Genomic DNA, 12,899 nt, shown 5'->3' with positions numbered 1-12,899 from the left:
CAATCCTTAACTCCGGAGTTAGGCTTAGGGTGATAACCCTTGATATGATGCATCAGATTGCGTCAGAGAAACTCAGAGTTTTCGCGATCGCAACCTCCCCACTATCAATGGAGACTGAAGTTATGTGGCTGGTAACGATTCACTGTTCGGGCGATGCGTGGAAACAGAATGGGACTACCTGTAAAGCGATCGCAGACAAGTATCACAGCACTTGTATCTCTTCCAAAAAAACGCCAGACGGTCAGCGCTTCATGGAATACAAGGTTGAAGAGGTCGGAGACGCCGAATCTTTCCAAGACGAGTGTTTAAGTCTTGAAGGATTCACGGCTTCCTTTGAGGCACTTTGACATGAAGCACTTTGACCTCGGTGCTTTTGGTCGCTTGCTTTTCCGAATCATTTCCCCCATTCCCACCCACCGCTTCAGCTTCAAATTAGGAAGTCAAGAAAGAAGCCCAAGCTTATGTTTAAAGTTATCACCCGTGAATTTTCCCAAGAGTTTGAAAGATGGACGGACGCATTAAATACAGCTAAGTCGCTGCAACCGAAATGCAAAGGTCTGTTTCAAGATATCCGCATTTTTGATGGCAAAGAACTGGTATGGGTGTACAGCCGTTCTCATACTTATCCTCAATTTGTTGGCCCTGGCACCTATAACAGATTGGCACGCTTATTTCTTCAGGAAGCGACAGAAGAGGGCGAAGAAATTGAGGGAGAGGACAGCGATTCATAAAATAGCGGATGTGCCACTGGTTATTAATTTAATAAAAACCGAGGAAAAGTTCCTTGAGGAAGCTACTAACCGTCTTACTTCTTACTTTCACCGTGCTAATTGCCTTTCGCATTCCAGCTTTAGCCGCAGATACTGCTAACGGTGCCAAAATCTTTAGCGTCCAATGTGCAGGTTGTCATCTCAATGGCGGCAATATCATCAGGCGCGGGAAGAATCTGAAACTCAAGGCATTAAAACGAAATGGCATGGATAACGTGGATGCGATCGCATCCATCGTCGCCAACGGCAAAAACAATATGTCCGCCTACAAAGACCGCTTAACGGGGCAAGAAATCCAAGATGTTTCTGCTTACGTGTTAGAACAAGCTGAGAAAGACTGGCGTTTTTAATAAGTTGCTGGTTGCTGACACATAACTAAGAAACACAAATCTCAGTCGAGAGGTGATAAATGTCTGAACTACAGCAAATAAAGACCACAACTTTTAACAGCTTTGCTGACTGGTGTTTGCACAAAAATAGCATCTCAGAAGCAGCAAGACACACAGTTGAGGTGCTGTTAGAGGAAGCTGACACTTGGGACTGCTATGAAGCGGATCTGATACTTTCATACTGCACTGAGCTGGATCTCAGCAGTAATAGAATTATCGACTTGAATCCGCTTTCTGGGTTAACCAACCTCACCCAACTGTATCTAAATAACAATTGGATTACCGACTTGAGTCCGCTTTCTGGGTTAACCAATCTCACCCATCTGTATCTCGGTAACAATAAAATTACCGATTTAAGTCCACTTTCTGGGTTGACTAACCTCACCCAACTGTATCTCAATATCAGTCGCAGCAATAAAATTACCGATTTAAGTCCACTTTCTGGGTTGACTAACCTCACCCAACTGTATCTCAATAGCAATAAAATTACCGATTTAAGTCTACTTTCTGGGTTGACTAACCTCACCCATCTGTATCTCAGTAGCAATAAAATTACCGATTTAAGTCTACTTTCTGGGTTGACTAACCTCACCCACCTGTTTCTAAATAACAATCAAATTACCGATTTGAGTCCGCTTTCTGGGTTAACCAACCTCACCCACCTGTTTCTAAATAACAATCAAATTACCGATTTGAGTCCGCTTTCTGGGTTAACCAACCTCACCCATCTGTATCTCAGTTGCAATCAAATTAGCGACTTAAGTGGGCTTTCTAGATTAACTAACCTCACCCATCTGTATCTAAATCACAATCAAGTTACCGACTTGAGTCCACTTCCTGAGTTAATCAGCCTCACCCACGTGGATCTCCAAGCTAATCCAATTTTTCATCTCAGTTGCTTTTCATGGCTTCTACAGAAGCGGCGCACTCTCTTAACGAAGCCCATTGATTTTCAAAAAGCCAAAAAAGCTATTGAATCTGTCTACGCAACGATTGACAAAGAAGAACCAGAAGTTCTTTTTTCCCCTAGCCCACACGCGGGGTGTACTCAACTATTCAACTTGCTCAAACTAGACAATACACCAGAAGAACAAACATTTGAGATGTGGAAATCCCTGAATATGTTGGGAGAGTCACTATCAAACCAGCTCGGTTGGTTTTTGGAAAGACTTTCGTGCCTATCTCTGTGGAATCATATCCGGAATGAAATAGCGTTATACAAGATAGCACTAGAGCCGACAGCAGGCGACGAAGAAGTATGGTGGGAGTTGCGTAAACTAATTCATAACTCTCCAGAACTCATCGGAGCTGATTCCAGCTCTTTTGATGCAGAGGATATTTATCCAGTAACCCCCACAGAGATTTTTAAGCAAATCTACGCAACTGAATTTTATGTTTCTTCGTTAGGTGTCACTCTTGACCAAAAGACACGGGAAGCATTTGACTGTCTGAACCAGCTTTTCGAGAATTGTGGTTTGATTTTCCCGTTTGAGAAGGTTTGTGTAGTATGCGATCGCCCTACTAAACTATCCCTCGACAGCCAAAACCGCCTGCACGCCGAAGGTGAACCTGCGATTCAGTTTGCCGATGGATGGCATACGGGATATTATTATCACGGTGTAAAGTTGCCTGAAAAATATGGCAAATTGCATCCCCATCAATGGCAGGCGCAATGGATTTTAGAAGAAGACAACGCCGAACTGAGGCGAGTATTAATTCAGGGGATTGGCTATGCACGAATCTGTCAAGAATTACAAGCAACTGAATTAGATTCCTGGCAAGAATACACCTTGCTAAAACTTGATGCTGATATTGATGGTTTCCAGCCTGATGATCTTGATGATGATGCTCCTCAAAAAGAGCCAATTCACTTGCTAAAAATGACCTGTCCTAGCACAAGGTTTATTCATGCTATGCGAGTTCCACCAGATATTACATCGGCTCGTGCAGCGATTCGCTGGATCAATTGGGACATCGATCCAGAAGAATTTTCCGTGCAAACCTGAATAGTAAGTTTTAGAGTAATTAACCACAGATAAACACTAATAAATTATCTTGCGTTTCTTTGGGGTTTAATTTTGAAAAGGTTGATTTTTAGCGCTACTTACTTAAATAAAATACAGACCTAACCCCTAGCCCTTTACCTACTAGGGAAACTACCGTGTATACATAAGTCTTCTTGAACTTGCAAGTCCCGTTTTGATCCCCCCAACCCCCCTTAAAAAGGGGGGCAATCAAGTCAAAGTCCCCCTTTTTAAGGGGGATTTAGGGGGATCAATTAACGTTTTGCCAATTAATGAAAGATGTGTATACACCGTAGACTAGGGAAGAGGGAAAGACCCTCTCCTCGTAGGAGAGGGGTTTGGGGAGAGGTTAAGTTTGTGTATCGCATCCAACTTCTGGCACTATAGGCAATAATTTTATCTATACATAACAAAGCGTCAACATGAATTTACCAGAATCAAGTAGATTACAATTTACCCCAGATTTGAATATCTGCCGCGTACTGAATGGAATGTGGCAAGTGTCAGGCGCACATGGAAGAATTGACTCAAAAGCCGCAATCCAAAATATGTTTGATTACATGGATGCAGGCTTCACGACTTGGGATTTAGCAGACCATTATGGCCCCGCTGAGGACTTTATTGGAGAGTTCCGGCGGCAATTGGTCGCAAGTCGTGGTGAAGAGTCGCTGTCTAACTTGCAAGCTTTCACAAAATGGGTACCAAGACCTACTAAAATGACGCGCAAGTTGGTAGAAGATAACATTAATATTTCCCTAAAAAGAATGGGAGTTCATTCCTTAGGCTTGATGCAGTTTCATTGGTGGGATTACCGTGATAAAAACTACTTGGATGCGCTCAAGTATATGACGGAACTCCAAGAGGAGGGAAAAATCAAGCATCTAGCTTTGACAAATTTTGATACAGAACGTCTGAAAATTATTACCGAAGCAGGTATCAAAATTGTGTCCAATCAGGTGCAATTTTCTCTAATTGACCAGCGCCCTTTAGTGAACATGGTGCAATTTTGTCAAGAGAATAATATCCAGCTTTTTGCTTACGGGACACTCTGCGGCGGCTTGCTGTCAGAAAAGTACCTGGGACAACCAGAACCGCGAGCAGGAGAACTGAAGACGGCTAGCTTGCGAAAATACAAGAATATGGTGGATGCATGGGGTGGCTGGAGTTTATTTCAAGAGTTACTTTCTGTCCTCCAAGAGATTGCTCAGAAGCACGGGGTAAATATCTCGAATGTGGCGGTGCGTTATATTCTAGAGCAGCCAGCAGTCGCCGGTGCAATCGTCGGCGCACGGTTAGGGGTGTCGGAACATATTGAAGACAATGCCAGGGTGTTTGATTTGATACTGGATGCAGAGGATGATAGGCGAACGAATGCGATCGCTCAACAATCGCGCGATCTATACCAGGTCATCGGTGACTGCGGCGACGAGTACCGACGATAAGCAGCAACTTCGCTACGGTTAACCACCCTGTAAGGGTAGCTGATTTTTTTCTTAAGATCGGATAACAAGGACGATTCAGCCCAAACACGTTTACAAACAAATCACCTATGAGTGCAAACGCCATTATTACTGATAACCCGTTACTCATCGGCAAAGGGCTGCCCCCGTTTGATGCCATCAAGCCGGAACACGTCGTTCCGGCGATGACGCAGCTACTGGCTGAACTAGAACAGGAACTTGCCACCCTAGAAACTCAGGTAGAACCGACTTGGAGCGGTTTAGTCGATCCACTCCAACAACTGGTTGAACGCTTAACCTGGAGTTGGGGCATTGTCGGTCATTTGATGGCTGTGAAGAATAGCCCCGAAATCCGCGAAGCTCACGAAACCGTTCAGCCAAAAGTGGTGCAGTTTTCCAACCAGCTGAACCAAAGTAAGCCGCTGTATGAAGCATTCAAGGCACTGCAAAGTAGCAACGCTTGGGATAGCCTGGAACCAGCCCAAAAGCGGATTGTCGAATCAGCGATTAAAGATGCCGAACTTTCCGGCGTTGGGTTGGAAGGAGAAAAGCGCGATCGCTTCAACGCTATTCAACTCGAATTAGCAGAACTTTCCACCAAGTTCTCTAACCACGTCCTCGACGCCACCAAAGCGTTTAGCTTGACACTCACCAACAAAGACGAAGTTGACGGCTTACCGCCCAGTTTAGTGAGTCTAGGCGCTCAAACTGCCCGTGCTGCTGGCGAAGAAAACGCCACCCCTGAAAATGGCCCTTGGCGCATCACCCTGGATTTTCCCAGCTTTGGCCCTTTCTTGCAGCACAGCACCCGTCGGGACTTGCGCGAAAAGCTTTATAAAGCCTATATCAGCCGTGCATCGAGTGGCGAGTTAGATAACACCCCACTCATCGAACGCATATTGCAACTGCGCCAAGAAAAGGCAAAGCTACTCGGTTTTGACAGTTTTGCCGAGTTAAGCTTAGCCCGAAAAATGGCTCCCAGCGTTGAAGCAGTTGAGGCGCTGCTAGATGAACTGCGCGGCGCTAGTTATGATGCGGCTAAGAAGGAATTAGAAGAATTAAAAGCGTATGCTGCAAGTAAAGGAGCCGCAGAAAGCAGCGACTTGAAGCACTGGGATATCAGCTTTTGGTCGGAACGCCAGCGGGAAGAAAAGTTCGCCTTCAGCGCAGAAGAGTTACGCCCTTACTTCCCCTTACCACAAGTGCTAGATGGGCTATTCAGTCTCGTAAAACGGTTATTTGGAATTACCGTCACGGCGGCTGATGGTCAAGCCCCAGTGTGGAATGAGGATGTGCGTTACTTCCAGATTGCCGATGAAACAGGCAATGCGATCGCATACTTCTATTTAGATCCTTTCAGCCGTCCCGCCGAAAAGCGCGGCGGTGCCTGGATGGACGAGTGCCTAGTCCGTGCCAAAATTATCGAAGCTGGCACGCCCACTACACGCTTACCTGTCGCCTATTTGGTCTGCAACCAAACCCCCCCAGTCGATGGCAAACCCAGCCTGATGACCTTTGGCGAGGTAGAAACCTTATTCCACGAATTCGGTCACGGCTTGCAGCATATGCTGACCAAGGTGGATTATCCTGGGGCGGCAGGCATCAACAATGTGGAATGGGATGCGGTAGAATTACCCAGCCAGTTCATGGAAAACTGGTGCTATGACCGACCCACTTTGATGGGAATGGCGAAGCACTACGAAACCGGGGAAACCTTACCAGAGCATTATTACCAAAAGCTTTTGGCAGCACGCAACTACATGAGCGGTACTGGCACGCTGCGGCAATTGCACTTTAGCTTAGTGGATATCGAACTGCACCATCGCTATCAACCGGGTGGGAAGGAAACGGTGGCTGATGTGCGAAACCGCATTGCCCAAACCACAACAATTTTGTCCCCTCTGCCAGAAGACTCCTTTTTATGCGGGTTCGGACATATCTTTGCTGGCGGCTATGCGGCGGGTTATTACAGCTACAAGTGGGCTGAAGTTCTCAGTGCTGATGCCTTTGCAGCTTTTGAAGACGCTGGCTTAGAAGATGAGACGGCTGTAGCTTCTACAGGTAAGCGCTTCCGCGACACCGTGTTGGCGCTGGGTGGTAGCTTGCACCCAATGGAAGTGTTCAAGTCCTTCCGGGGACGGGAACCGAGTACCGAGCCTTTACTGCGCCATAGCGGCTTAGCCGTGGCGTCCCGTTAAGGAACATCTCGCCGGGAGTAGAGAGAAATCCCATCCTGTAGAGACGTAGAATTTTGCGTCTCTACAATCCCTAATATTTTGCACAATCTTTGTGCGTTCACACTTGTGCCTTAACACTTGTGCGTTAACACTTAGTCATCCGACTTGATAATTTTGCTGAGTTTTATAAAATTAATACTTGCATATAAGCAAGGATTCGCAAATGCCGTCTAATGTTGTTGTTGGGAATGCTCATAGTGAAGGTGCAAATCGTTCTGGTTGGTTTCTCGGTCATTTTATAAACCCAATCGATGACATTCGATCGACTTCCAGCCTAGAAGTGAAATGGGGGATTCACCCAGCAGGAGACGGTAGATCCGAATGGGCAATGAATGAGGAAGCAACGACACTTTCTATCCTGATTAAAGGACGATTTCACGTTAAATTTCCAGAGCAAGAAGTCTTATTATCTCGTGAAGGCGACTACGTTCTCTGGTCTCCAGGCGTGCCCCATTCTTGGTCTGCTGAGTCAGATTGTACCATTCTGACTGTCCGCTGGCCCTCGAAGTTGGGAGATAGTGTAGCAGTTAGTTAATTGCTTTCAATATCGCGTTAATCATCAAAAAAATTCATGTTTGCACAGAAAATTATTCTGGATTAATTCCCCAATTCACCCAAGCGATCGCTTCCCGCGCCGATATCATCTCAGGTGGTACGCGCAACACATGAATAAATCCGGTGCTTGGGCAAGTCATCTTCAACAAAGATATCGGCTCTATATCAATATCGGTATCAATTTTTAATAAACTGTATTTTTGATAAGAATCTAACGCAATTGCCCCTAATTCCTGGGCGATTCTTTCGTAGCCAATTCCTTGAATTAGCACTCGCCGCAGTTCGGCGTTATCTTCATCTATTATCCATTTTGCTTCCCACTGATTCGGATGCAGCTTCCCAGATTTTTCAAGTATTTTATTACGCAGTTCATAACTATGGCGATTAGAAATCGCAGCTAGACAAACAAAGTCCGCCTGCGCGGACTAACGGAAAATTTGACATCTTAAAACCTGCGTAGGCAGGTTTCGTCTGTATAGCCGCGAATTCCATTCGTCAAGGCATTCTCATTACCCAACCTTCAAGGGCACAGGGCGCAATCTTCCGGCTACTTCGACACTGGGAAAATTTGGATCGAAAGTCAAATTTTCCAATCCATCTTTGAGAAGTACAAAAGTATCCTCAATCTTTGCACCCCGTACACTGGGATTCCAGGCGATAGCCATATTTTCTTCCAACGTGTCATTAGTCGTCGGATTCGCTACAACTTCTCGCGCCAAATATCCAGTCGTTCCACCTTGATGATGTTCTCGGATGGCATTAGGATATCCGTGCTTTTGATAAACATCAGCTAAAGTGTCATAAACTGCATTCAGAGCGATTCCAGGCTTTAAAAAATTCAAAGCTTCCGCTTCAATTTGACGCACATCACCATGCAATTTGGCGCTTTCATCCGACGAACCGAATGATACAAATCGGGTCAGATTCGCATACAAACCATGTCTTCTGGCGCAAAATACCAGCATCGCTTGCCGTCCAATCTCTTCACCTGTGGCGGTAGCATGACGGTATAGGGGCAAACGTCTCTCGCCTGCTACCAGCGTCAGCGCTGGATGTATCCCCCGCGCCCATAATGCCTCCGCACCCGCACCGGCAAGCTGATATTCTGTCCAATCCGGCTTGGCGGCTTTGAGTACCTCTGTCATCGCCTCGCTTGCCTGACGCCCTAACTGGCGATATCGCTCCAGCTCGCTCGACATCAGGGTTCGTTTATGCTGTTGTAGAGACGCGGGTAATCGTTTCTCGACATGAGGAATCGGGCGATCGCTTAAAATTTTCCCCCCATTGGTCGCCTGTTGCACAAAAGATTCACGCGCCGCAGCATCAGCCCAAGGATTCGCATAATGCTGGAAATTTCCGGGAATTTCCTCATCTTTTAACCGCTGCGCTTCGATTTCATCGGTTAATATCCAGGCATCCTCAGCAGTCACCAGCACTTCTGCGATTCCAGTTTCAGCCGTCAGCAGTACGGTGCTGGAACCGCCAGCAGTCGCCCAGGCGAACCAATCGGTGCCGCGCAATCGCAACCCCTGCGCGTCAGCTTCCGTTAAGGCGTTTCGGATTAACTCTAGTTTCTGAGAGACTTCTTCACTAACTTGATTCATAACTCACCTCTTACAGCAGGAAATTCCTCCCCCAGCCCCTCCCGGAAACGGGGAGGAAACTGAAGTTCTTGCCCCTTCCCTGCAAACGAAGGGATTCGGGGGTTAAGTTTTGATTCACAACCGCACAGGATTCTCAAGTGTGATGACGACAGCTTGCAACTCCTTCACCTTCTCCTCTGGAAGCGCATCATTGGCAAACATACCTGCGGCTAGTTCGGTTCCCGCCAGGTACTTAAGCCGATCCTGAGTCCGATAGGGAGGATACAACTCTGCGTGCAGGTGTGCTTCTGGATGCGGATTTCCATCGGTGGGCGCTTGGAACCACGCCATCAAGTAAGGGAAAGGACGATTCCACAAGCCGTCATACTTGAGAGTAACCGTTTTTAAGGCTTTGGCGAGTCCTTGACGCTGCCCATCTGTCAGCTCCACAAATGTAGGGACGGGCTGAATCGGGGCAATCCAGACTTCGTAAGGGTAACGGGCGAAAGCGGGGACAAAGGCGATCGCTTCCTCATCCAGATAAATAATTCGCTGATTATCCAAAATCTCTTTTTGGATCAAATCTTGCAGCAAACCCTGCTGATGCTCCTGATAATACGCTTGTTGCCTCTCTAACATCCGCGCTGGGACGGGTGGAACAAAGGGATAAGCGTAAATTTGCCCGTGGGGATGCTGTAAAGTTACCCCCATCTCGACCCCTTTGTTCTCAAAGGGCAGTACATACTGAATCTGCGGCGTTTCGCCTAAAGCGCGAGTGCGATCGCCCCAAACTTGCAACAATAACTCTAATTGATCCAGTTCTAAAGAACTGAGGGAAGCTTGCGGATCTTGCGTAAATACGACCACTTCGCACGCGCCGTTTGCTGGGAGAGTCTGCACAATGCTAGCGGGTGGATTGTGCGCCCCCAAAGCCATTGAGGGAAAGCGGTTGTCGAACACCGCCATATCATATTTCCCCTGCGGGAGTTCCGTCGGAAACTGAGGATCTTTGGTAGGTGCTAACGGGTTGTATTCTGGGGGCGGCATAAAAGTCCGCCCCTGACGGTGACTTGCATAAGCAATCCATTCGCCCCGCAACGGATGCCAGCGCAGGTGAGGATTCGCCTGCACTGGCTCATTACTAGGGCTAGTGGCTGTAATTTCCTCCGCAATGGGGAATCTGCTGTATAGAATCAGCTTGCGACCATCCGGCTTCAACAGCTCCTGGGAATACATTGTTTTCTTGCCCCAATGCAGCTTTAACTGTTGTGAGCATAACGTCCTCTTCGTCTTCCTCACCCCTGCCTAGAGTTGCATATGCGATCGCTTCGATGGGAAATTTCGGAGTCCGGTCAGCATATAGCAGTCCGTTTGCTTCTTGGTAGGTATCGGTCAACTGGGTGTAACAAAAACCGCTAAATAACTCGACTCGGTTTACCACATCTAGTAGCGCCGTATACCGGATTTGCAGTTCGGAGACATCATGGGAACGCACATATCCCCAAGCTTTTTTATCTTCCCGACCCGCATAAGCAATACCGCCAAACTCAGTCAGCATAATCGGCTGTCCTTGATGAGGATAGCCATCCAGCGTCAGAACCCGCCCACCCGGACGTTGGCGATCGAAAAGGTCTGATAGCTTCACTTCTGGACCGTAGCGTTTTGCCATCCGAGTCGGCTTATTATCGTAGTCGTGGATAGCCAAAATATCGGTCGCCGCACTTTCCCAACCGTCGTTACCGATGACTGGACGAGTTGGATCGAGAGTCTTGGTCAAATGATACAGTGCTTGGACGCAGTGCTGGTGGGCTGCTGTCGCCGTCAAGTCGGGAACGCCCCAAGATTCGTTGAAGGGCACCCAGACCACAATGCAAGGATGGCTGGCATCGCGTTCAATGACCTCAGTCCACTCCTTGGTAATCCGTTCCACCGCTTTAGGAGAGAAGCGATAGGCGCTGGGCATTTCTTCCCAAACCATCAGTCCTAGCACATCTGCCCAATACAAGAAGCGGGGGTCTTCAATCTTCTGGTGCTTGCGAACCCCGTTGAATCCCATTGCTTTGACTAGCTCAACATCTTGCCGCAACGCTTCATCGGAAGGTGCGGTCATCAGAGTTTCAGGCCAATAGCCTTGGTCTAGAACCAGTCGCAGATAGTAGGGACGACCATTGAGCATAAAGCGATCGCGCTGGATTCCCACCGTCCGCATTGCGGTATAAGACTTGATTTCATCCAGCAACTCGCCATTAGACCACAACTGCACTTCAACATCGATCAGAGTTGGCTTTTCTGGACTCCAAAGCAATTCGTTGCGGTAGTCGTCAATACCAGGGTCAGAAAGGGCAATCCGTCGGTGAATCTCTCCGTGAATTACTTCATAGGTATCGTTGACTAGCAACTGGCAGCCAACGGTTAGTTTTACCTTTACCTCGATGCCATCGCACTGGTCACCTGCAACAAAAGCTTCAAAGCCAATTTCCCAACGCTCAAAGTGCGGCGTCCAGCGGATGCGCTCAATATAAGTAGAAGGAACGATCTCCGCCCAAACGGTCTGCCAAATCCCAGTGGTGCGCGGGTACCAAATACTGTGCGGTTCCAGTTGCCAATCTTGCTTACCACGAGGTTTTGCCAAGTCTTGGGGGTCGTCTTGCGCCCACACTGTTACCCGCTGCGGTCCGTCCTCATTAAATACTGGCGTAATATCGATGCTGAAGGGAGTATGTCCGCCTTCATGGTCAGCCATAAATTGACCGTTGATCCACACGCGGGCGCGATAATCTACCGCCCCGAAGTGAAGCAGCACCCGACCTGCACCCTTAACAATGTTAAATTCCCGCTCATACCAGCAGTTCGGGTGAAACCCTGTGTCGCCAATGCCACTTTTTGAGGATTCTGGCGCGAAGGGAACTTCAATTGTATGCGTCCACCCGGAAACATCTGAGGGTCGAGTTATTTTCCCCTCATCGTCATAAGTAAACTTCCACGGACCGTTGAGACAAATCCAATGCGATCGCTGTAACTGCGGACGCGGATATGCTCTGTCGAACTGGTCAAAATTAGACTGAGTAGCGCCGCCAGACGCGATATAACAATTCTCCAGCCATTTCCCCAAAGAGTGCATATAGTCATCTATCCAAGGTTATATTTCTAGAGTACCCATAAATATCTGAGTACTAACTCTTTTAAGTGTTTTTCTATAAAATTTTTTAAATGTCTACACAGTCTGGATTTCAGCGATTTAAGGTTATTTTTTTCTAGCAAAAATACAGTTTAAGAACCAAGACTGTTTAATGCCATTAATAGGATAAGTAATGCCTATCATTATTACTACATCCATTTGCCGATCTTTTCCGGAGCGAGGTACGTTGCCTCTGTACCACATATCCGGCTACTGTGTTATCGACGCCTCAAAATTGTAAGTCTTATCGTGACTCAGATACGTAACTTTTTGTTTGAGTTCCGTTGCCGTAATCGCTTGCATAAAATCCTCTAACGACGATTTAAAATTCGTGTAATCGTTGGAGTGAATTGGGATGGCGTAGAACTAACAATTTATTGAATTGCCTTAACGCCTCGCTTGGCATCGATTATCAGACGAATTGCGAATGCTTTTGTTCCATACAAGTGCAGCAAAACCAAATCGATATCCGAATACTGTCGAGGAATTTCCTTCAGTTGTTGGTTAGCGAAGGTATTGCCAGTAATAAAGAGACGAAATGCCGTCTTCCCAGAAGCAGGTTGAAGCTTTAGCAGACTCGCATAACAGGTGGTAGTACGGCTGTGAGGAGCATCGACCCGTGTTTTCCAGGCATCGACTTAAGCTAAAAATCAACATTCCCCTTGGTAACAGTTAAAGGTTCCAAGTTTTGAGCAGATTAGGT

10 protein-coding genes and 1 pseudogene are annotated in these 12,899 nt (G+C 47.1%); 7 read left to right on the top strand and 4 right to left on the bottom strand.

Annotation, left to right across the window (positions count from 1 at the left end; all coding sequences use genetic code 11):
• The first annotated feature begins 107 nt into the window (after positions 1-107).
• The 7 genes from NDA03_RS04170 to NDA03_RS04140 all read left to right on the top strand — a co-directional run bounded on the left by NDA03_RS04170 (position 108) and on the right by NDA03_RS04140 (position 7,415).
• On the top strand, positions 108-347 hold the full coding sequence (locus NDA03_RS04170) for a hypothetical protein (protein WP_348237371.1): 240 nt from the start codon (positions 108-110) through the stop codon (positions 345-347).
• Positions 348-461: 114 nt separating this feature from the next.
• Positions 462-731 (top strand): hypothetical protein, encoded by a 270-nt coding sequence (locus tag NDA03_RS04165; RefSeq protein WP_348237370.1) that lies wholly within the window; start codon positions 462-464, stop codon positions 729-731.
• Between the two features lie 53 nt (positions 732-784).
• On the top strand, positions 785-1,120 hold the full coding sequence (petJ, locus tag NDA03_RS04160) for a cytochrome c6 PetJ (protein ID WP_348237369.1): 336 nt from the start codon (positions 785-787) through the stop codon (positions 1,118-1,120).
• A gap of 59 nt (positions 1,121-1,179) precedes the next feature.
• Entirely contained in the window at positions 1,180-3,165 is a 1,986-nt protein-coding gene (locus tag NDA03_RS04155; RefSeq protein ID WP_348237368.1) for a leucine-rich repeat domain-containing protein, read from the top strand.
• 440 nt (positions 3,166-3,605) lie between these two features.
• A complete protein-coding gene (locus NDA03_RS04150; RefSeq protein WP_348237367.1) occupies positions 3,606-4,625 on the top strand; it encodes an aldo/keto reductase in 1,020 nt (339 codons plus the stop codon).
• Between the two features lie 107 nt (positions 4,626-4,732).
• Positions 4,733-6,841: a M3 family metallopeptidase gene (locus tag NDA03_RS04145; RefSeq protein ID WP_348237366.1), complete on the top strand. Its 2,109-nt coding sequence runs from the start codon at positions 4,733-4,735 to the stop codon at positions 6,839-6,841.
• Positions 6,842-7,043: 202 nt separating this feature from the next.
• The gene (locus NDA03_RS04140) at positions 7,044-7,415 is read left to right on the top strand and encodes a signal peptidase I (protein ID WP_190410076.1); all 372 of its coding nucleotides are present in this window, start codon (positions 7,044-7,046) and stop codon (positions 7,413-7,415) included.
• Positions 7,416-7,467: 52 nt separating this feature from the next.
• Here the strand turns inward: NDA03_RS04140 and NDA03_RS04135 are convergent.
• The 4 genes and pseudogenes from NDA03_RS04135 to NDA03_RS04120 form a co-directional block, all read right to left on the bottom strand.
• A pseudogene (locus NDA03_RS04135) lies at positions 7,468-7,785 on the bottom strand (DUF6745 domain-containing protein); the annotation flags it as partial.
• Positions 7,786-7,944: 159 nt separating this feature from the next.
• Positions 7,945-9,039 carry a M24 family metallopeptidase gene (locus NDA03_RS04130; RefSeq protein WP_348237365.1) on the bottom strand — a complete coding sequence of 365 codons (1,095 nt, stop codon included), beginning with the start codon at positions 9,037-9,039 and terminating at the stop codon, positions 7,945-7,947.
• 114 nt (positions 9,040-9,153) lie between these two features.
• Positions 9,154-10,254 (bottom strand): galactose-1-phosphate uridylyltransferase, encoded by a 1,101-nt coding sequence (gene galT / locus NDA03_RS04125; protein WP_348237364.1) that lies wholly within the window; start codon positions 10,252-10,254, stop codon positions 9,154-9,156.
• Positions 10,166-12,139 carry a glycoside hydrolase family 2 TIM barrel-domain containing protein gene (locus NDA03_RS04120; protein ID WP_190667104.1) on the bottom strand — a complete coding sequence of 658 codons (1,974 nt, stop codon included), beginning with the start codon at positions 12,137-12,139 and terminating at the stop codon, positions 10,166-10,168. The genes galT and NDA03_RS04120 overlap by 89 nt, the downstream gene beginning before the upstream one ends.
• Positions 12,140-12,899: the final 760 nt, after the last annotated feature.

It is taken from the genome of Trichocoleus sp. Lan, assembly GCF_039961855.1.
Classification (GTDB): Bacteria; Cyanobacteriota; Cyanobacteriia; order Cyanobacteriales; family FACHB-T130; genus FACHB-T130.
Note: the sequence above shows the minus strand (reverse complement) of the source record. Positions and strands in the feature narration are given on the sequence as shown.